Origin of the sequence: Promicromonospora sp. NPDC057138, from assembly GCF_042670845.1 — a bacterium.
Classification (GTDB): Bacteria; Actinomycetota; Actinomycetes; order Actinomycetales; family Cellulomonadaceae; genus Promicromonospora.
On the sequence record NZ_JBHUUX010000001.1, the window covers coordinates 75,087 to 95,511 of the forward strand.

The following is a 20,425-nucleotide window of genomic DNA, read 5'->3' on the forward strand; positions in this document are numbered from 1 at the left end:
CAAATCTACAGTCCTATCGGGTGGTGCTGACGGCCAGCTCGCCGGCCTGCCCGTTGACCGTGACGGTCACCGTGGTCTCGCCCGCACGCAGGGCCGTCAGCACGTGCGTGCCAGGGTCGAGCGCGAGCAACGTGCCGCGCGGGCAGTCCCGCAGTGCGGCGCGACCGGTCTCGCCGGTGGTGCACACCCGCTCGCCGCCCCAGGCCGACGACACCGGCCACGCGACCGGCACCTCGCGCGTCCCGTCCTGCACGACGACGGCGCTCACCCCCGCCGACTCGCCCACCTCGAGCGACCGCGGGCCGGAGACGGTGAGGCTCTCGGCGCGTGTGTTGACCTCCCAGGACAGCCACGCGCCCGGCGTGCCCGTGCCGTGCGTGCCCGTGCCCGACGCCGGGCGGACGCCCAGCATGGACCAGCCGGTGAAGCCGCCGTCGGCCGGGGTGCTGGCCGGGCCCTTCCCGGAGTTGCCGTTGACCAGGTACGGGACGCCGTCCTGCGTGCTCGCGTGGAAGACGCCGACGTGCGAGCCCACCGACGCTATCGACTTGCCGGACGTCTCCTCGAAGTCCTCGAACCAGCCGCGCAGGGTGTCGGCCTCAAGGCGGTCGGTGAGCTGGCTGGCTTTGGTCGGCAGCGGGTCGTCCAGGGGGTGGTGCGCGAACACGACGACGCCGGTGACCGAGCGGTCGATCGCCGCGTCGTCGAGGGCGTCGCGCAGCATCCGCACCTGCGCGAAGTCCGCGCCCAGGCGGCCGGCCGACGAGTCGAGCATGACCAGCCGGGTGACGCCGCTGGTCGAGCCTGTCCCACCGCTGGTCGAGCCTGTCCAGACCTGCCCGTCCGGGCCGACGTCGAGCACGCGGGTCCGCTCGCCGAACTCCTCCTCGAAGTTCGCGATCGAGCCGCCCATGATCTCGTGGTTGCCGGGCAGGTAGTACCAGGGGAAGTCCGCGCCGGTGAGCTCCTCGGTGAGGATGCGCCGGGCGAGGTCGAAGTCCTCGGGGGTCGCCTCGTCGACCAGGTCGCCATTGATGACCAGCAGGTCCGGGTCGTCGGCGACGATCTCGCGGAGCGCGTCCCGCGCGCCCGCCACCGCGCCGGACTCGGGGTCCCGGGCCACGAACTGCGCGTCCGACAGCACCGCGACCCGCAGGGGTGCGCCGTCGGTGGCGCCGTCCGCGACGACCGTCGGGTCCTCCACCCGGGGCGCCTCCGGCACGTCCACGAAGGGCGGCACCTGCGCCGCGATCTCGGAGAGGGTCAGGGCGCCGGAGTACAGCTCGCCGGCCGTGGTCTCCAGGGCGCGGACGCGCTGCAGCTTCAGGGGGAACGTGACGCCGTCGGGCACCGGGAACGTGACCTGCCGCCAGCCGGTCCAGGTGGCCTCCGGGCCGTCGAGCTGCGTGACGACGCCGTTGCCCTGCCGCACCTGCAGCCGCAGCCAGGCGCCGTGACCGTCGCCGTCCACCCACATCGTGACCGCGCGCGGCGCGCCGGGGAGCTCGCGGCCGCCCGCGGCCGCCTCCGGCAGCACCGCGTACTGGCCCCGCGTCGCCGTCGACTGCGTGAAGTCGTAGGCCATCCGGAGCCCGGCTGCGCCGTCGTGCCCAGCGGCCGGAGCCACCGATCCGCCCGGGGCGCGGTCGTGCGCGGACGTCCAGCAGGCGGCGTCGGCGAAGTCGGCGACTACGTCCTCCTCGAGGCTGACGGTCACCGCCACCTCGGTCGTCAGGTCCGCGCCGTCGGGGCCGGGCACGGACAGCTCGAAGGTGGTGCCGCCCACCGGCGCGAGCGCCCGCACCTCGAAGGACCCGTCGGCCGCCGGGACGAGCTCGGCGACGTCGTCGCCTCCCCTCACCGCGACGTCCCGCGCCTCGATCGGCGCCGCGAATCCCTGCGCGTCGTAGCCGGTCAGGACCAGCGGTGCTGTGGCGTCGGCGCTCTCCAGCGCGATCACCGGCGTGTCGACGCCGGTCCGGACCAGGCTGCCCAGCACCTCGACCTCGGCGGTCCCGGTCGCGAGGCCCCAGCGGCCCAGCGATGCGGCGGTGACGACGGTGCTGCCGGGCTTCCGTCCGGTCACCACGCCGTCGCGCACCGACGCGACCGACCCGTCGCGGGTGCGCCACGCGGACGGCTCGCTGTCGACCGGGCCCATGGCGTCGTCGTAGCCCTTGCCGACCAGGGTGCGGTGCAGGCCCGGGAAGACCCGGTCGGCGTCGGCCGCCGGAACCGTGGTGCGCACGTCGAAGGCCGAGACCCGGCCGGAGCCGGCCGGTACGAACAGGCCGAGGCCGTTCGCGTCGGCGCGCTCGTAGCCGTCGGACGGGCTGTTCAGGATCGTGGTGCCGGCGTCGCCCGGCATCCGGGCGACCATCTCGGAGGAGCCGCCGCCGTCGAGGTTGATCGCGTCGTCGGCACCGAGCTGAGCCATGAGCTCGCCCAGCTCGTAGAGGTTCATGCCGATGCTGTGGGTCTGGCGGCCGTCCACCACCACGAAGTACGCCCGGGTCCCGGACTCGTCGAAGCCGACGGCGGTGCGCGGGTGCCGCAGCTCGACGTGGTCGCCGGTCGCACTGGTGACCTCGCCGTCCTCCAGCAGCGGGTCCTCGACCCCGCCGCCGATGGCGACGGCGACGTCGCCCGCGTCCTCCCGCAGGCCGTAGGCCACGTCCACGCGGTCCCCCGGGACCAGGGTCGCGAGGGCGTCCGCTGCTTCGCCGGGACGGGCGACGACGGCGCGCGTCCCGTCGGGAAGCTGCCCACCGGCGGGCTGCCCGACGGCGGTCACGGTCCCGTCGGCGTCGACCCGCACCTCGACGCCCTGCTCGCCGGACGCGAGGGGGCGGGTGCGCGTGAAGGCGCCCCAGCCGGCGTCGTACACGGCGACGCCGCCGGCGGGCAGGGCGGTGACGTTGAGGCCGCTGACGGGGACCTCGGTGGTCGAGCTTTCGCCGGTCGAGCCCGTCGAGGCCGCCCAGCTCACCGACCCCTCGAGGAAGATCTGCGCGAGCCGCCCCACGGCGCGCTGCCCTGAGCCTGTCGAAGGGTCCGACCCGAAGACGACCGCACGCTCACGGCCCGGCGACGCGGACTTGAGCAGCGTGCCGTCGTCAACGGCCGCGCCCAGGGCGGCACCCGAGTTGTTGATGTCGAAGTAGTCGCCGTTGATCGCGGCGACCGCACCGCGCGAGGCCGCCATCTCGGAGACCGTCGCATTGCCCGCTATGTGGTCTGGGCCGACGTAGCCGACCTGCACCTTGCCCTGTGATGCCAGCCCACCCGCCGCCGAGCCGAGGTCAGCGACCAGCACCTCGCCGCTCAGCCAGCCGTCCTCGCTCATCCGCGCGAACCGCGTGAGCTCCAGGCCGGGCGCGATGCGCTGCTCCTCGCGCCGCGTGACGATCGCGTCGCCGGCATCGTCCAGGGGGAGATGGGTGACATCTCCAGAAATTTCGACGGGCTTGCCGGACCGCGGCGGAGCGCTCGCGAACGGCGTCGGCGCCGTCAGTGCGGCGCTGGTGCGGGGAACGTCCTCCGGCTCGGGAAAGGGTGCCGCGACCGCACCCGTCGCCGGGACGATGAGGAGAGCAGCGGTAACTCCGCAGGTCAGCGCTTGGGTCAAGGCGGTGCTCGGCATGGCCGGCAGCCCTGCGGACGTCACTCGTCGCATGCTCGTTCCTTCTGGGGCATCGGGGGGAGCGGTCTGCGGCAGCGTTGCGCGGCGAGGTTATGACCCGGCGGCGGGAGTGTGAATAGTGTCCGAACCGCAACGGTGTTCGCTGAGCGCGAAACATGGGCGAGTCCGGGTGACACTACGATGCGTTCGTGGCAAACACGTCCCCCGCTTTCGACCAGCGTCCTGCCCGTGTGCGCACGGACTGGGGCATCTCCGGCGCACTTGCCCTCACCGCCACCGATGCGCGCTCGTCGCTCGTGGTCGTCGTGGACGTGCTCTCCTTCTCCACAGCGGTCACCGTCGCCTGTGAACAGGGCGCGGGCGTGTACCCGTTCCCGTATCACGATCCCGCCGGCGCGGCCCGCCTCGCGCGCACGATGCGCGCCGCCCTCGCCGGCCCGCGGTGGGAGGACGGCATCAGCATCTCCCCCGCGTCGCTCCAGGACCTCGACGCCGAGCGCCTGGTGATCCCGTCGCCCAGCGCGGCCCAGATCTGCCACACCATCGCCAACCGCGGCGCCCTCATCGTCGCGGGCAGCCTGCGCAACGCGAAGGCAGTGGCCGGCCTCGCCGCCGCGCACCTGGACGCGTCCGAGAAGCACGACGTCGTGCTCGTCCCCGTGGGCGAGCGCTGGCCCGACGACACGCTGCGCCCCGCTCTCGAGGACTACCTCGCCGTCGGCGCCATCGCGACCCGCCTGACCTCGATGCTGCCCAAGGTCAGCGTCTCGCCCGAGACCGCGGCGACCGTCACCCTGTGGAAGGGCACCAAGGACATCGCCGACTCGGTGGGCGGCACCGCGAGCGGCCGCGAGCTGCTCGACTCGGGGTTCGGCGACGACGTCACCATCTCCACCGACGTCGACGCCACCGACGTCGTGCCCGTGCTGATGGACGGCGCGTTCGTGCCGCTCGGGCACCGCGTGTCCGCGGCCCGCAACCGCCGGAACCTCTCAGCGGCCGCCCGCTGACCACCCCGCCGAGGTAGTCGTCTACCTCGGCGTGAGGAGCTTGGACAGGGCCGTCACTATCTGGACGTCGCCCTCCAGCCACGGGACGTCGTCCAGCTCGGACGCCGTGAGCCAGCGCAGCTCGTCGTGGTCCTCCAGCGGCGCGGGCGTGCCGTCCTCCAGGCGCGCGAACCAGACCCGCATGCGGTGCGTGCTGGTGATCGGCCACGCGCCGCCGTCGGGCGCGGGCAGCTCGGCGCCGACGGCTACCGTCACGCCCAGCTCCTCGGCGAGCTCGCGGCGCAGCGCGGCGAGCTCCTCCTCGCCGGGCTCCACCTTGCCGCCGGGGAACTCCCAGCGGCCGGCGAGCGCCGCGGGGGCCGAACGGCGGGCGGCGAGCAGCCGGGTGGGATGGTCCAGGTCGTCCACGATCGCCGCGGCGACCACGTCGATGAGGGTCTCCTGCATGCCGAGCAGTCTCCCACCCGGACACAGAACGACGACGGCACCCCTGGGGAAGGGCGCCGTCGTCGTGGGACTGTGTGTCAGTCCGCGATCTGGAACTCGTTCGCCTTGGCGATCGCCTCCGCACGCGAGGACACGCCGAGCTTGCGGTAGACGCTGCGAACCTGCGTCTTCACCGTGTTACGGGTGACGTACAGGCGTCGAGCGATCTGCTCGAGAGTGGCGTCCTCGGTGAGGTTCGCCAGGATCACCCGCTCACGACGGGTGAGGCTGGGCATACGGTGGTCAAGGGTCATCGCGGTCATGGTCGTTTCCTCCACACAGCGGCCGGTTCTGGGGTTCCGGCCTACGGTTGCTGCTACGAGGTAAAGCGCCCCGCATGGAGTTCATGACGCGGTTCTGGACGAACTTTTGGACTGTTACCGTTCCGAGACCGAAATCGCCCCCCGGATACGTATTAGGTGGTCAGGGGGGATTCGGCGGCCAGACCGGAGGTGTGGAGCGGTCAGTTCCCGGTGCGCTCCGCGTACTCGGCAGCGGTGAGCAGCTCGCCCGTCCCGGTCACCTCGACCTTGAAGAGCCAGCCCTTGCCGTACGGGTCCTGGTTGACGATCTCCGGGTTGTCCACGGCCTCGGCGTTCACCTCGGTGACCGTGCCGCTGACCGGGGAGTACAGCTCGGACACGGACTTGGTGGACTCGATCTCGCCCACCACGGCGCCCGCCTCGACGGTCGCGCCCACCTCGGGCAGCTCCAGGTAGACCACGTCACCGAGCGCTTCGGCGGCGACGTCGGTCACGCCGATGACGGCGGGCGTCGACCCGTCCAGCCACTCGTGCTCGGTCGTGTACTTGAGGTTCTCGGGAAAGTCGGCCATGACAGCTCCTTGAGGTTCTGGGCGGGAGAGGGGATTCAGTTCTGGGGACGACGGTAGAACGGCATGGCCACGACCACGAACGGTTCGGCCCGCCCGCGGACGTCGACCGCGAGCTCGGTGCCCTCGGCCGACACCTCGGGCGTCACGTAGGCCATCGCGATCGGGTAGCCCAGGGTGGGCGACGGCGCCCCGGACGTGACCCGGCCGACCACCATTCCGGGCGTGGTGCCGTCGCCGCGCAGCACGACCTCGTAGTCCGCGCGCGCCGGGCGCCGGCCCTCGCCGCGCAGGCCCACGAGAACGCGCGCCGGCGGCGACTCCTTGCGCGCGGCCAGGGCGCCCCGGCCGACGAAGGGGAGCGGCGCGCCGTCGTCGGACACCTTGTCGAGGCGCACCACGCGGCCCAGCCCCGCCTCGAAGGGCGTGGTCGTGGTGTCGAGCTCGTGGCCGTAGAGCGGCATGCCGGCCTCGAGGCGGAGCGAGTCGCGCGCGGAGAGGCCCGCCGGGACCAGCCCCAGCGGCTCGCCCGCCGCGAGCAGCGCGCGCCACAGCGCCACCGCCTTGTCCGCGGAGACCCAGATCTCGAACCCGTCCTCACCCGTGTACCCGGTGCGGCCGACGAGCACGGGCTCGCCCTCGAAGCGCATGCCCATGCAGGCGTAGTACTTGAGGTCGGCGAACGCGGTGCCGCCCGAGATCTCGGCGTCCTCCGCCAGGCCCGCGGTGGTGAGCATGATCTCCACGGCCCGCGGGCCCTGCACGGCGATCAGCGCCTGACCGGCCTGGACGTCCTTGAGCACGACGTCGAACCCTGCGGTGCGCTCCTGCAGCTTCGCGAGGACGAGCTCCGCGTTGGCGGCGTTCGCGATGACCGAGTACTCGCCGGGGGCCTTGTGGTAGACGATGAGGTCGTCCAGCACGCTGCCGTCCGCGGCGCAGATCATCGAGTAGCGCGCGCCCATCTCACGGACCTTGGAGATGTAGCCGACGAGCGCGTGGTCGAGGAAGGCGGCGGCGTCCGGCCCGGTCACGTTGATGTTGCCCATGTGCGACAGGTCGAACAGGCCGGCGGCCTCGCGCACCGCGCGGTGCTCGGCCAGGTCGGACGTGTACCGCAGCGGCATGAGCCAGCCGCCGAACGGCGTCATCGAGGCGCCGAGCGCCACGTGCTCGTCGTGGAGCGGGGTCGTCTTGTCGGTCATGCGCGCTCCTTGGTTGCGGGCGTGATTGTTGCGACTACCTGTCCGTCTTGGGCGCAACGATCGCGCCCACACGTCACCGGGGTCACTCGGCGAACGCCTCGACCGGCGGGCACGAGCAGACCAGGTTGCGGTCGCCCTTGGCGCCGTCGATGCGGCGCACCGGCGGCCAGTACTTCGTGGCCCGCAGGCTCGCGACGGGGAAGGCGGCCAGCTCGCGCGAGTACGGCTTGTCCCACTCGTCAGTCATGAGCGACGACGCCGTGTGCGGCGCCCCGCGCAGCGGCGAGTCCTCTGCGCTCCAGCGGCCGGCCGCGACGGCATCGATCTCGCCGCGGATCGCGATCATCGCGTCGATGAACCGGTCCAGCTCGGCGAGGTCCTCGGACTCCGTGGGCTCCACCATGAGCGTGCCCGGCACCGGGAACGCCAGCGTGGGCGCGTGGAAGCCGTAGTCCATGAGCCGCTTCGACACGTCTTCCGCGGTCACGCCGGTCTCGGCGGTGATCTTGCGCAGGTCGAGGATGCACTCGTGCGCCACCAGCCCGTTCGGGCCCGTGTACAGCACGGGGAAGTGCGGGTTCAGGCGGCTCGCGACGTAGTTGGCGGTGAGGACGGCGGCCTTGGTCGCCTCGGTCAGCCCGTCCGGCCCCATCAGGGCCACGTAGGCATACGAGATCGGCAGGATGCCCGCGGAGCCGTACCGCGTCGAGGCCACCGGGATGCCCGACGTCGCCGTGGTCGCCCCGGGCGCGCCCGTCACGCCCGGCGTCGGGTCGCCCGGGAGGAACGGCACGAGGTGCTCGGCCACCGCGACCGGGCCCACTCCCGGGCCGCCGCCGCCGTGGGGGATGCAGAACGTCTTGTGCAGGTTGAGGTGCGAGACGTCGCCGCCGAACTCGCCCGGCCGCGCCAGGCCCACCAGCGCGTTCAGGTTCGCGCCGTCGATGTACACCTGGCCGCCGGCGTCGTGCACCAGGTCGCAGACCTCGCGCACGTGCTCCTCGTACACGCCGTGCGTGGACGGGTACGTGATCATGATCCCCGCGACCTGCGGGCCGTGCTGGTCCAGCTTGGCGCGCAGGTCGTCCAGCAGGATCTCGCCGTCGTCCGCCGTCGCCACCACCACGACCCGCAGGCCCGCGAGCGCCGCCGAGGCCGCGTTGGTGCCGTGGGCCGACGCCGGGATCAGCACGATGTCGCGGCCGCCTTCGCCGCGCGACGCGTGGTAGCCCTTGATCGCGAGCAGGCCGGCGAACTCGCCCTGGCTGCCCGCGTTGGGCTGGAGGGAGACAGCCGCGTAGCCGGTGATCTCGGCGAGCTGGTCCTCGAGCGCGGAGACGAGCTCCTCGTAGCCCTGGGTCTGGTCGACGGGGGCGTAGGGGTGGATGTCCGCGAAGCCGGGCCAGGAGATGGCCTCCATCTCCGCGGTGGCGTTGAGCTTCATGGTGCAGGAGCCGAGCGGGATCATCGTGCGGTCCAGCGCGAGGTCCTTGTCGGAGAGCTTGCGCAGGTACCGGAGCATGCTCGTCTCGGAGCGGTGTGAGTGGAAGATCGGGTGAGTCAGGTACGGCGTCGTCCTGGTCACCTCCGCGGGAAGGTCTGCCCCGGTGGTCGAGCCTGTCGAGACCTCGCCACCCAGCAGCTGCGCCACGACGGCGACGTCCTGAGCGGTGGTCGTCTCGTCGAGGCTGATCTGGATGTGGTCGGCGTCCGGGACGAAGAGGTTGTAGCCGGCGTCGGCCGCCGCGCGTGCGATCTCCTGGGCCTTGCCCGGGACGACGGCGCGGATGGTGTCGAAGAAGGTGTCGTGCTCGATCTCCACGCCCGCTGACTGCAGGGTGTCGGCGAGGGTGGCCGCGTGGGCGTGGACTCGGGTGGCTATTGCCTTGAGGCCCTCCGGGCCGTGGTAGACCGCGTACATGCTGGCAACGATGGCCAGCAGGGCCTGGGCGGTGCAGATGTTGCTCGTGGCCTTCTCGCGGCGGATGTGCTGCTCGCGGGTGGCCAGGGCAAGGCGGTAGCCGGCGGCGCCGTCGACGTCGATGGAGACGCCGACCAGGCGGCCGGGGAGCTGGCGCTCCAGGCCCTTCTTGACCGCCATGTAGGCGGCGTGCGGGCCGCCGTAGAACAGCGGGACGCCGAAGCGCTGCGCGGAGCCCACCGAGATGTCCGCGCCGAGCTCGCCCGGGCTGACCAGGAGCGTCAGGGCGAGCAGGTCGGTCGCGACGGTGACGAGCGCCCCGGCCTCCTTGGCCTCGGCGACCACGCCGCGCGCGTCGAGCACGCGGCCCGACGCCCCGGCCTGCTGCACCACGAGGCCGACCAGCTGGCCGTCGGGTAGCGAGGCGCCGTCGGACACCGCTGCCGCGAGGCCCGCCTGCAGGCCCTGGGAGAGGTCGGCCACGACCACGGGCAGGCCGATCGCCTCGGCGCGGCCCTTGGCGACGGCGAGCGACTGCCCGAACAGGTCGGCGTCCAGGACGACGTAACCCTCCTTGGCCCGCGACGCGCGCCACATCAGGGCGACGGCCTCGGCGACGGCACTGGCCTCGTCGAGCAGGGAGGCGTTCGCGATCTCGAGGCCCGTGAGGTCCTCGACGGCGGTCTGGAAGTTGAGAAGCGCCTCGAGCCGGCCCTGGCTGATCTCCGGCTGGTACGGCGTGTAGGCCGTGTACCAGGCGGGCGACTCGAGCACGTTGCGGCGGATGACGGCGGGCGTGTGCGTGCCGTAGAAGCCCTGGCCGATCATCTGGGTCTTGACCTGGTTCTTGCCCGCGAGCTCACGCAGGTGTGCGAGCACCTCGGGCTCCGTGCGGGCGGCCGGCAGGTTCAGCGGCGTCTGGGTGCGGATCGCCTTGGGGACCGCCCGGTCGACCAGGGTGTCCATGGTGTCGATGCCGAGCTGGTCCAGCATGATGCTGACCTCGCGGCCGCGGGGGCCGAGATGCCGGTCGGCGAAGACATCGGGGTTGTGGGGCGTGCTCACGGCGGGCTCCTGGCTGTCCGGGGGCGTGGGGACGACTGCGGTCCCTCCCCGCTCTGTCATCGGACACCCTGCCCACCCGGGGCGTGCGTCTACCTGAGAGTTTTGCCGGTCCGTCGTGCTCCGCCCGGGATCCGGGAGGAGGGCGGGACGCGCCGGCTTGCACCGTCGGTGGAGCCTCTCTGCCTGACGGCGGAGCGGCTCGCTTTCCAGAGTTGCCTCACCGTGGCGGTACGGGGGCCTGAGAGATTCCCGGGGAGGAAATTGCTCCTTCGGCGCCGGTTCTCCAGGTGGCACCCCTGCCCGACGGCGGAGGCGCGCGCCTGGCCGGACTCTCCCGTCACGGTTCTGGCGGCACGGTCCTGGTGATCGAGCTCGTCGAGGCCCGGGACCGCTGAAGATCTTCAGTTATGCGCACATCGTAGCGGCGCGGCGCTGCCCCGGAGACACTGCTACTCCGGCCATCCCTCACGGATCTCTTCGAGGTACCCAGCCTGGTAGTGGTGAGCGAACCGGGACAGCTCCTTCAGCATCGCCACCGACTGCGTAGTAGAATGACTGATGCCGCCTCCTGCTGGGGGGTAAGGAAGTGAGGCCGGGACCACCCGATGGACGTCGGGACCCCGGCCTTCGCGTTTGTCAGATGACGTCGACATCGATCTCATCAATCAGTTCGCCGAACGCCAGGCGCACGTGAGTCTCACGCCCTTGCCGAGCCATGCTGACCGCACCAGCAACCGCATCGGGAATCCAGAGCATCTCTTCGTTCCGTGAATACGCGAAGTCCACGTGGATCCCGCCGGAGATTGCTCGCTTACCGCGAAGGCCCTCGACCAGTCGCAGATCCCGCGCGTTGAGCTGCGGCTTACGACCATCGAGCCAGACCCGCGTGACACCGAACTGCTCAAGTTCGGAGAGGAGCCTTTCCATGCAGATTCCTCGAGCCCTCTCCTGCTTGCGGCTATCAAGCGGCGCACCAACCACGACGACATGAACGACGTCCTGACCCGCAATGGCTGAAGCGATCTTCTCGTGACGCGGAGTCGACTCCTCACGCCAGTGCAGCCGATCAGTTCCCTTGAGCAACAGCTCGCGAAGTTCCTCGCGAATTGGACCACACGCGCGAGGCTCGGTAACGACTGCCGCCAAGACGTACCAGCCGCCGTGACCGTCGCGCGCCATCTGCATCGACTCATCTACCCACGCGTGAAGCGCAACACCCTCTGTCTCAACTTCGGTCACGCAGACATCCTCTGTGCTCTAGACGCGGAGCGCATTCTGAGATCATGTCGTGCTGCGCCCCGTGGCGCGACCGGCTACTCCAACGGGCAAACGCGCTGGTCGGGCGCGGAGCCCGACCAGCGCGTCGCTACACCGAGGTTGGCTAGCTCAGGTGCCGGGCGAAGAACCGCAGAGAACTGTCCAGCTCGAACGTCGGGACCTCGCCGTGCTTGCCCGGGTTCGCGTGCAGGGTCTTCTCGGTGGAGGCGAAGCGGTCGAACAGGGCCACACTCTCCGCTCGCGGAACCATCTCGTCGTCCCACTGCACCAGGAACTCCAGCGGGACAGTGATCTGCGCGGCGGCCTCGGCCAAGGACTCCGCCCCGTTCAGACCCAGCACCGCCGCACGGATGCGGGGCTCCGCGGCGACGAGCGGTACGCCGAGAGCGCAGCCCAGCGACACCCCCCAGTAGCCGACCGGACCGGCACCGACGTGGTCGAGCTCCTGGACCGCGTCCAGCACCGCCCGCCACTCTGGGACGATCTGACCGGCAAGAAGGGTGTGCAGCTCGGCGAGCGCCGCTGTCGCGTCCCCACCGGACTGTCTGCGGGTCCGCATCTCGGCGATGACCCGGTCGTGCTCCTCGGTTCGCGGGCGGTCACCATGGGCGGGCGCGTCGATCGCGGCCACCGCGAAACCACCCTCGGCCACGAAGCGTCGAGCGCGCGCCACGATGCCGGGAGCCAGTTTGTGCTGGCCGCCGCCGTGTCCCATCAGGATCAGGGGGCGGGTGGGGGCGACGTCGTCCGGGACCCACAGCACACCGGGGATCTCACCAAAGGTGAAGGGGAGGGTGAAGAGCTGTTCGGTGACGCCGTCGAACGACGTCTGGGAGGTGAAGCGCATGTGCGTCTCAAGCCTTTCGGGATGCCTTCTTGCGGGCACTCCCTAGCTCCTGCGAGCTAGCCCCTGCGAGGGAGGGAGCCCCGACCTGTCACAGCGTTGATCGGACTCACCTCCTCGGTTCGCAGCAAGCTTGGCGATGCCGAAGTTACCACGACCTTCGTCACCATCGACAGCCGCTCCAGCGTGCGCACGAGCGACAGCGCCCTGCGCTCGCCCGCGCGGAACCGTAGCCGTACGCCGCTCGTGCTGGCGCGCACCGTCGACACGGCGTCGACGGTGACGCCGCGGGTCGAGAACACGCTGGTCAGAGTCGCGACGACGCCCACCTCGTCGGAGCCGCGCACCTCGACGTCGACCTCCCAGGACGGCGCCTCGGCGCCCACCGCGGGCGGCGTCACGGCGGCCATCCCGACCACCGGGTCGTCTCCCGCCGGGGGGATGCCGAGGCTGTCGAGCATGCCGTCGATCATGCGCCCGGACGCGGCGAGCGCGGCGGCCTCGTCGTCGGCCAGCGGGTCGAGGACCACGCGGCCCCAGCCCTCCGGCCCCAGGATCACCGGGACGCCGAGCACCCGGCCCGGGCTCGTCGCCCCGCCGATCCGCACCTCGTCCGCGAGGGCGACCTGGCCGGCCACCACGATCTCGCGGCCGTCCAGGAGCGTGGCGATCATGTCGACCGTCGCGGCCGCCGTGCCGGTGGCGGTCTTGGCGCCGCTCTGGTGGGTCATCCACGCCCGGGCGTTGACGCGCACGTCCGGCGGCCACGTGTCGACCAGGGCGAACGCCTCCGCGACGTCGCGCACCGCCAGGGCGTCGAGGCGCACCTTGGCGTCGGCAAGCTCGTCCGGGTAGGTGTCGAGCGTGCGCCCCTGGCGCAGTCGTTCGACGGCGGCCAGCCGCTCGGCGACGTCGAGCCCCGCGATCCGCACCGTCGACCACAGCGGGACCGGCCGCTCCCCGTGCTGGCCCACGACGAAGCCGGACACGCGCGCCCGGCGGACCCCGAGCGAGAGCGCGATCTCACGCTGGAACCGCAGCGTGTCCAGCCACGCGCCCATACCGATGACCCGGTGCCTGCCGAGCGCGTTCGCGAACACCGCGACACCCACCTCGACCGGGTTCGACACGACGATCACCACCTCGCGGCCGGACCCATGCTTGCGCAGCGCCGCCGCGTGCTGCTCGAAGACCTGCTTGTTCGCGGCTGCGAGCTTGGTGCGGTCGGTGCTGGCGCCCGCCCGGGCGAGCGGGGTCAGCCCGGCGGCGACCACGACGACGTCGGCCACCACCTCCCCGGGCGTCAGCGCGACGTCGATCAGGGGCGCGCGCTCGTCGAACGCGTCCATCAGGTCGGTGCGGAGGCCGTGCACCGCGCTGGCGCTGCTCCCGTCGGGCCGCCCCACGAGCTGCAGGCGCGACGTGGGTGAGAGCACCCCATGCGCGATGAGCTGGGTGCAGATCTGCCGGCCCACGTCCCCGGTGGCCCCGACTACGGCGACGTCCATGGCCGCGAGCCTACGGCTACCCCAGGTCGATCTCGCGCGCCGCCGCGACCATCTCGTCCACGACGGCCCGCACTGCCGGGCCGGGCTCGTGCCGGTTCTTCCGGTGCCGCACCACGAGCCGCCGCGAGCCGAGGCCGGCCAGCGAGACCACCGCGACGCCGTCGGGCAGCTCCTGCTGCAGAGCGAGGGCGGGCAGCATCGCGATGCCCTGACCTGCGGCGACGAGCGAGATGGCGGTGTCGAAGTCGTTGTAGAGGTGCCGCGTCTCGAAGGTCGTGCCGAGCTGGGTCGCGAGCCGGGCCGCCGCACGCTCTGCCGCCGAGTCGGCCTGCGGCCCCACCCACGTGAGCCCGACGAGGTCGTCGAGGCGCTCCGGTTCGGGAAGGCTGGTGGGGACCACGATGCGCCACGGCTCGTCGAGCAGCGGCACGTCGTGGGCGCCGCGCGGGGCGGGCGCGTCGACGTCGACGTCCCGCTCCAGCACCACCGCGTCCAGGTCGCCGGCGCGCAGCCGGCGGACGGACTCGGCCGGGTCGTACTCCTGCACGTCGACCTCGATGTGCGGGTGGCGCTCCGCGAGCGAGACGAGCATCGGCGCCACGACCGTACGGATGGCCGTCTGGATGGACCCGACCGACACCCGCCCGGTGAGCTCGCCGCCCAGGGCGGCGACGGCCTGACGCGCCTGAACCAGCTCCGCTTCGATGCGCTCTGCCGCGTCCGCCAGGACCCGGCCAGCCGGCGTGAGGGTCACGCCGCGGGGCCCGCGGTCCAGCACGTCGAGGCCCTCCTCCGCCTCCAGACGGGCGATCTGCTGCGAGACCGCGGAGGGCGTGACATGCAGGAGATCGGCCGCCGCGAGGACGCCGCCAGCACGGTGCACGGCGAGCAGAAATGCGAGTCTTCGCGGGTCGGTGGCCATGTAGCGATGCTACATCCCGGAGTCACGAACATTCGATTGTGCTGAACGTGATTCTGCCTCATGCTTGACCCTGGCAACGGTCGGACCCAGCTCTCCCGAACCGGTCGCCACACTCCCCACTTGGATCCGATCACTCGGGTTCCAGCGCATCCTCGAATCGTTTCGATCACACACTTTCCCCAGGAGTATTGCCATGACCCTCATGATGGTTGCCACCGCTCTCGGCTGGGTCGGCGCGATCGCCGGCCTCGTGGCTTATGCCATGGTCAGTCGCGGGCGCTGGAACGCCGACTCCCTCGCGTTCCAGGGCACCAACATGCTGGCGGGCGTGACGATGCTGACGGTCGCCGCGACGAACGGCGTCTGGCCGTCCGCCGCCGCGAACATCGCAGCCATCCTGATCGGCGCGAACGCGGTCACCTCGGTGCTCCGCGCGAAGAAGAAGAAGCAGGCGGAGAGCGCACCGGTACTGCGGATCGTCGAGGACGCCGCACGCGACGACGTCGAGCCCGCTGCGCGGCCCGCCGTCAGCCACCGTGTGTACGCCGAGGCCGCCTGACCGTTGCGGCCTCGCGCCGGGTGTGCTGCGCTCGGAGCATGACTCCGCACATTCGACAGGTGGTGCTCGACACCACGGACGCCCGTGCCCTGGCCGAGTTCTACCGGCAGCTCTTCGGGCTCTCGTACCGCCCCGGCGACGAGCCCCCGCCCGCCGGTGAGCCCGACCCGAACGGCAGCGACTGGCTGGTCCTCCGGAACGACGACGGCGTGCCCCTCGCGTTCCAGCAGGTCGAGAGCCTCCCGAGGTCGACCTGGCCAGCGCCCGACGTGCCGCAGCAGCTCCATCTGGACACCACGGTGCCCGACGCCGCCGCGCTCGCCGAGGCACGCGACCGTGCCCTGGTACTCGGGGCGACGCAACAGTACGACCGGTCGGACGACCCGGAGGAACCGCTCTACGTCTTCGCGGACCCGGCGGGTCACCCGTTCTGCATCTTCGTCGGCTGATCGACGTCGACGACGAGCGCCCGGTGGTCCGAGACGCCCGTGTCCACGACGCGGCCCTCGACGTCGGGCACGACGCCGCCGTCCCACAGGATGTGGTCGATCTGGAACCGCGGGTCGTGCCGGGGATAGGTGTCGCCCGTCGCGAGCGAACGCCACCCCGTGCGCTCCGCCGGTATCGGTGCGCGCAGGTTGAAGTCGCCCAGCAGGACCAGCGGCCGGGGCAGCCCCTCGAGACGACGGCGCAGATGGTCCACCTGGCGTTCCGCGTGCCGCTCGCCCGGCGTTCCGCGCCGGTAGCCGACCGCGCGCCGCGCGAGCCCGCCCGCCCAGGTCACTGACGGGAACTGGTACACGCTGAGGTGCGTGCACACGACGGTCAACGGCCCGGACGGCGCGTCGACCTGCGCCGCGAGCGCCACGCGCGGCTCGTCGGTGCCGAGCTGGACGCGACCCCAGACCCACGGCGTCGCGGGCGGCAGGAGGACGGTGTGCCAGATCCGGACGGGGAACCGGGACAGGAGCGCGATGCCGTAGCCGGGTGCGCCGGGCCGCTCGGTGCGGCGGGCACGGCGTCGGACGCCGGGGTAGCGGAACGGGCCGGCGAGCGCCGGCCGGAACCGTTGGTCCACCGCGCCCATCGCCTCGGCGCAGAGCCGCGCCTGGTCCGCTCCCCCGGACCGCGCCTGCCGGAGGTCGACCTCCTGCAGGCCGACGATGTCGGCGTCGAGCGCAGCGACGGCGTCCGCGAGGCGGGCGTTGTCGACGCGGCCGTCCGGGCCGAGGCCGTGCTGAACGTTGAACGTGGCGATGCGCACCTGCTGATCTTGAGCCCTCCGCCGGCGAGGCCGCGACCCCGGCGCGCGGCCGTGAGCAGTACGCGGGCGCGTCAGGCGTGCAACCTTTGACCCACACCCTCCGTAGTGGATGTCATGACGCACGAGAGCGGGGCGACCGTGAACAACTTCTGGCCGGGCACCTCGTCGGGCGACGGCGGGGCGGGGGACGTGCGTGTCGACGTGCCGCGCTCCCGCGACGCGGAGTTCACCGCGTTCGTGCGGGACTCCGGCGCCTATCTGCACCGCACCGCGTACCTGCTGTGCGGGGACCCGCATCGTGCGGAGGAGCTGGTCCAGTCCACGTTCGAGCGGGTCTACCGCACGTGGGCCAAGGTCCGGCCGGGCACGCAGCGGGCCTATGCCCGCCGGATCCTGGTCAACCTGAAGATCGACAGCTGGCGGCACGGCCACCGGGAGTCGTTCCCGGGGGACGACAAGATCCCGGTCGCGTCGACGTCGGACCATGCGGGTCGTGTGGTGCTGCGGGACGAGCTGGTCCGGGGACTGGCCCAGCTCCCGCCCACCCAGCGCCGGGTGGTGGTGCTGCGGCACCTGCTGGACCTGCCCGAGGCGGAGGTCGCCCGCGAGCTGGGGCTCGCCGTCGGCACGGTGAAGGCGGCGAACTCCCGCGGGCTCGCCCGGCTCCGGGACCTGCTCCGCGAAGGCGCGGAGGCTGTCGAGCCGGTGGAGTTCGACGAGCGCGCCGTGCTCGACCGGAGCCGGGCCGCGCTGCGGCGGCGCCGGGTCGGGCAGGCGGTGGGGGCCGCGTGCGTGGTGCTCCTGCTGGCGCTCGGGGTGGTGACCCGCGGCCCGGTACCGATTCCTGGCATCGGGCCTGTGGTCCTGCCCGGCGGGCAGCTCCTCGCGCCGCTGTTCGACGACGGTCGCGCCGAGCAGATCGGGCCCGGTCCAGCCCTGATCGGCAACACGCCGGTCGCCTGCCCGGAGGACGTGCCCGCTCCGACGCCGAACCGTCCGGCGGAGCCCGGCGAGGACGTCGGTCCCCTCGACGACCCACTGGTGGTCGACGCCGCTGATGCGCGCCTGTTGACCTGCTACGACGTCGACATCGAGGCGGTCACGCCCGGGTACGTCGACGATTCGGGGCTGCCGGTCACCGCCGACGGGGAACCGCTGCCCGAGCCCCGCGGGCTCTCTGACTCGGGCGAGATCTGGCACTTCGACAGCGCGGAGCTCTTCGACGACAACGACGAGACCGACGACGCGCGCATCCAGAGCCCGTGGGCGGGCGACCACTCAGGGTCGGCGACCAGCCTGACGTTCTACCAGGGCAGCAGGGCGTTCCCGACCGGCCTCGCCGTCACCGGAGAGCGCGTGGTCTGGAGCGAGTACGCGGCGGCGGACACATCGCCCCGCAGGAGCTTCCTCCGCGTGGAAGTCTCCGACACGACGCCGGAAAGCGTCTCCGGCACGACGTGGACCGTCACCACTACCGAGGAACGCTTGTGGCTGCTCGCCGTCACCCGAGACCATGCCCTGTGGACGGCTGGGGTCACGTACGACGACACCCGGTTGTTCGCCGAGACGCTCGACGACCGAGGCACGGCCATGGAGCTCGCGGCCGGCGTCACCGCACTCGGAGCGGACGACGACGAGGCGGTCGCCGCCGTCCTGAGCCCTGGCGCCGGCGGAACCAGCACGACGTCGATCCGGCTGTTCGACGACCTGGCCGGCGGGGACGTCACCGGCACCACCCTGTTCGAGATCGAACACGACTCGTCGGCCGAGGTCACCCAGGTCGCCGTCTCGGACGAGATCGTCGCGTGGACGGTCATGCCCGTCGGTGCTGGATCCGGTGCCCTGTACGTCCTCGATCGGATCGGCGGCCGCGACAGCGTCGTGCACCTCCCCGACGGCGTCGTCGACGACCTCCGCGCGTCGGGCGGTCTGGTCTCGTGGACCAGCACCGACACCGCCGCCGAGAACCCGACGGACTCCTCCTACCTGTACCGCGCGACGCCGTCGGCCTCCGGGTACGACGGCCCAGACCTGGCCCGGTTCCCGGGCGGCTCCGTGACCGCGAGCCTGGCAGGCAACCGGACCGCCTGGCTCGAGACCCAGAGCCCGCGGCAGTGGCTCGTCGAGTGCACGGTCACCCCCACCCTGGAGCGCGACTGACGGCGCCGGTGGGTCAGCCGTCGCCTGGAGGGACCGGGTCGTAAAGGAACGCGTCGATGGCCTCCCGCGTCGGGAACACCGTCACGTTCGGCCCCGAGAACAGGTGCACCAGCGTGTGCGCGATGTCCCGCACCGCGATGTTCGCGAGGTTCGAGGACTGCCGGAGCTGCTCGAACGCCGACTCCTCGTCGATGCCGTAGACCACCATGAGCACGCCCTTGGCCTGCTCGATCACCGCACGCCGCTCCGCCGAGGCCTGGATCGACGCCGTCGCCTCCCGGGCCGCCGCGTCCCGCTGCGACTTGGTGACGTCGATGAAGTACCCGAACAGCTCGGTCACGCGGCCCGTGGCGGGATCACGCCGCCCCTGTCCCGTCACCGCCAGCGTCCGCGTCTTGCCGTGGGCGTCCCGGATCCGGTGCACCGAGCTGAACGGCTGCCCCGTCTCGGCGGCACGCCGCAGCACCCCGTCGACCCGGGCGCGGTCGTCCGGGTGCTTGTGCGAGAGCATGAGCGGCGTCGTCGGCACGATCTGCCCCGGCTCGAAACCGTGCATCACGTACACCTCGTCCGACCACGCCCACCGGCCCGTCGCCAGGTCGAGCCGGTACCGACCGACCGGCGGCCGGTCCCCTCCGGCGAGCACTTCCTCGACGGTATCGTCGAGCGGGTGCTCGGCAGGCGTCTGTGCAGAGTTCACGACGCTCCTTCCCGGGCGGCTTCGGAGGACCTGGTGCTCCGACAGTACGGGATGTGCGACCTACCAGCGCTGGAGCTAGCGTGAAAAGACGAGGTCGCGGAGAGGCCACCGCGTCGGTTCGAGAGCCGCACGACGACGGAGGACGAGATGAGCCAGGACCAGCCCTTCCCACCGCAGCAGCAGAACCCGCCCGGCATGACCGATCAGACGATCCCGACGCCGGACCATGGCGAGGCGAGCTATGTCGGAAGCGAGAAGCTCGTCGGCTACAAGGCCCTGGTGACCGGCGGTGACTCCGGTATCGGACGGGCGGTGGCCATCGCGTTCGCCCGCGAGGGGGCCGACGTCGCCATCTCCTACCTGCCCGAGGAGGAGAAGGACGCGAGAGTGACGGCGGAGTGGGTGCAGAAGGCCGGGCGCCAGTGCGCTCTCCTCCCCGGCGACCTGCGGGACGAGGCGACGGCGCGCGGCGTCGCGCACCGCGCGGCCGGCGAGCTCGGCGGGCTGGACGTCCTGGTGAACAACGCGGGCTACCAGATGGCGCGGCGCGAGTCCCTCGAGGACGTGACGACCGCCGAGCTGGACCGCGTGCTCAAGACCAACCTGTACGCGTTGTTCTGGGTGACGCAGTCGGCGCTCGGGCATCTCCACGAGGGCAGCGCGATCATCAACAACTCCTCCATCCAGGCGTACCAGCCGTCGAGCTCGCTGCTCGACTACGCCGCCTCGAAGGCCGCCATCAACAACATCACGGTGAACCTCGCCGCCGAACTGGGCCCTCGGGGCATCCGGGTGAACGCCGTGGCACCCGGGCCGATCTGGACGCCGCTGCAGCCGGCCACGCAGCCGGAGGAGAAGGTCACGTCGTTCGGCTCGGACACTCCACTGGGCCGCGCCGGCCAGCCCGCCGAGGTCGCTCCGGCGTTCGTGTTCCTCGCGTCGCTCGTGACGGCGTCGTACGTCTCCGGGACGGTGCTCGGCGTGACCGGCGGGCGTCCGGTGTTCTGATCCTGGACGGCGCAACTCGG

General features: G+C 72.0%; 17 protein-coding genes and 1 riboswitch. Of the genes, 5 read left to right on the forward strand and 12 right to left on the reverse strand.

Translation table 11 applies throughout. From position 1 onward, the window contains the following. Positions 1 to 13: 13 nt before the first annotated feature. Positions 14 to 3,676, reverse strand: a complete 3,663-nt coding sequence (locus ACFT2C_RS00360; RefSeq protein ID WP_377205019.1) for a phosphodiester glycosidase family protein — start codon at positions 3,674 to 3,676, stop codon at positions 14 to 16. Positions 3,677 to 3,831: 155 nt separating this feature from the next. Between ACFT2C_RS00360 and ACFT2C_RS00365 the strand changes: the two genes are divergently transcribed. After that, on the forward strand, positions 3,832 to 4,653 hold the full coding sequence (locus tag ACFT2C_RS00365; protein ID WP_377205020.1) for a 2-phosphosulfolactate phosphatase: 822 nt from the start codon (positions 3,832 to 3,834) through the stop codon (positions 4,651 to 4,653). A gap of 21 nt (positions 4,654 to 4,674) precedes the next feature. Here the strand turns inward: ACFT2C_RS00365 and ACFT2C_RS00370 are convergent, their stop codons facing one another. From ACFT2C_RS00370 to ACFT2C_RS00410, 9 genes are all read right to left on the reverse strand, one after another. Further along, positions 4,675 to 5,100, reverse strand: a complete 426-nt coding sequence (locus tag ACFT2C_RS00370) for a (deoxy)nucleoside triphosphate pyrophosphohydrolase (protein WP_377205021.1) — start codon at positions 5,098 to 5,100, stop codon at positions 4,675 to 4,677. 77 nt (positions 5,101 to 5,177) lie between these two features. After that, the gene (locus tag ACFT2C_RS00375; protein WP_377205022.1) at positions 5,178 to 5,402 is read right to left on the reverse strand and encodes a LuxR C-terminal-related transcriptional regulator; all 225 of its coding nucleotides are present in this window, start codon (positions 5,400 to 5,402) and stop codon (positions 5,178 to 5,180) included. Positions 5,403 to 5,602: 200 nt separating this feature from the next. Then, positions 5,603 to 5,974, reverse strand: a complete 372-nt coding sequence (gene gcvH, locus ACFT2C_RS00380) for a glycine cleavage system protein GcvH (protein WP_377205023.1) — start codon at positions 5,972 to 5,974, stop codon at positions 5,603 to 5,605. A gap of 35 nt (positions 5,975 to 6,009) precedes the next feature. Further along, positions 6,010 to 7,176: a glycine cleavage system aminomethyltransferase GcvT gene (gcvT, locus tag ACFT2C_RS00385; RefSeq protein ID WP_377205024.1), complete on the reverse strand. Its 1,167-nt coding sequence runs from the start codon at positions 7,174 to 7,176 to the stop codon at positions 6,010 to 6,012. 82 nt (positions 7,177 to 7,258) lie between these two features. Then, on the reverse strand, positions 7,259 to 10,222 hold the full coding sequence (gene gcvP / locus ACFT2C_RS00390) for an aminomethyl-transferring glycine dehydrogenase (RefSeq protein ID WP_377205025.1): 2,964 nt from the start codon (positions 10,220 to 10,222) through the stop codon (positions 7,259 to 7,261). A 156-nt stretch (positions 10,223 to 10,378) separates the two neighbouring features. Beyond that, positions 10,379 to 10,509, reverse strand: a riboswitch (glycine riboswitch). A gap of 289 nt (positions 10,510 to 10,798) precedes the next feature. Further along, positions 10,799 to 11,401, reverse strand: a complete 603-nt coding sequence (locus ACFT2C_RS00395; protein ID WP_377205026.1) for a hypothetical protein — start codon at positions 11,399 to 11,401, stop codon at positions 10,799 to 10,801. A gap of 142 nt (positions 11,402 to 11,543) precedes the next feature. Continuing rightward, complete coding sequence (locus tag ACFT2C_RS00400; protein ID WP_377205027.1) at positions 11,544 to 12,287, reverse strand: dienelactone hydrolase family protein; 744 nt, start codon at positions 12,285 to 12,287, stop codon at positions 11,544 to 11,546. 56 nt (positions 12,288 to 12,343) lie between these two features. After that, on the reverse strand, positions 12,344 to 13,792 hold the full coding sequence (locus tag ACFT2C_RS00405; RefSeq protein ID WP_377205028.1) for a lactate dehydrogenase: 1,449 nt from the start codon (positions 13,790 to 13,792) through the stop codon (positions 12,344 to 12,346). A gap of 16 nt (positions 13,793 to 13,808) precedes the next feature. Next, the gene (locus ACFT2C_RS00410) at positions 13,809 to 14,714 is read right to left on the reverse strand and encodes a LysR family transcriptional regulator (RefSeq protein ID WP_377205029.1); all 906 of its coding nucleotides are present in this window, start codon (positions 14,712 to 14,714) and stop codon (positions 13,809 to 13,811) included. 193 nt (positions 14,715 to 14,907) lie between these two features. Here ACFT2C_RS00410 and ACFT2C_RS00415 point away from each other — a divergent pair, with 193 nt between their 5' ends. Together ACFT2C_RS00415 and ACFT2C_RS00420 are read left to right on the forward strand one after the other, a co-directional pair. Beyond that, positions 14,908 to 15,273 (forward strand): hypothetical protein, encoded by a 366-nt coding sequence (locus ACFT2C_RS00415; protein WP_377205030.1) that lies wholly within the window; start codon positions 14,908 to 14,910, stop codon positions 15,271 to 15,273. 38 nt (positions 15,274 to 15,311) lie between these two features. Beyond that, entirely contained in the window at positions 15,312 to 15,722 is a 411-nt protein-coding gene (locus ACFT2C_RS00420; RefSeq protein WP_377205031.1) for a VOC family protein, read from the forward strand. On the opposite strand, the gene ACFT2C_RS00425 is transcribed toward ACFT2C_RS00420, so the two are convergent. After that, positions 15,695 to 16,537 (reverse strand): endonuclease/exonuclease/phosphatase family protein, encoded by an 843-nt coding sequence (locus ACFT2C_RS00425; protein WP_377205032.1) that lies wholly within the window; start codon positions 16,535 to 16,537, stop codon positions 15,695 to 15,697. The two genes, ACFT2C_RS00420 and ACFT2C_RS00425, sit on opposite strands and share 28 nt — an antisense overlap. Positions 16,538 to 16,651: 114 nt before the next feature. On the opposite strand from ACFT2C_RS00425, the gene ACFT2C_RS00430 reads away from it, so the two are divergent. After that, a complete protein-coding gene (locus tag ACFT2C_RS00430; RefSeq protein WP_377205033.1) occupies positions 16,652 to 18,697 on the forward strand; it encodes a SigE family RNA polymerase sigma factor in 2,046 nt (681 codons plus the stop codon). 13 nt (positions 18,698 to 18,710) lie between these two features. Here the strand turns inward: ACFT2C_RS00430 and ACFT2C_RS00435 are convergent, their stop codons facing one another. Continuing rightward, on the reverse strand, positions 18,711 to 19,397 hold the full coding sequence (locus tag ACFT2C_RS00435; RefSeq protein WP_377205034.1) for a PAS and ANTAR domain-containing protein: 687 nt from the start codon (positions 19,395 to 19,397) through the stop codon (positions 18,711 to 18,713). Between the two features lie 147 nt (positions 19,398 to 19,544). Here ACFT2C_RS00435 and ACFT2C_RS00440 point away from each other — a divergent pair, with 147 nt between their 5' ends. Continuing rightward, positions 19,545 to 20,405, forward strand: coding sequence for an SDR family oxidoreductase (locus ACFT2C_RS00440; RefSeq protein ID WP_377205035.1), 861 nt, complete (start codon positions 19,545 to 19,547; stop codon positions 20,403 to 20,405). The last annotated feature ends 20 nt before the right edge of the window (positions 20,406 to 20,425 follow it).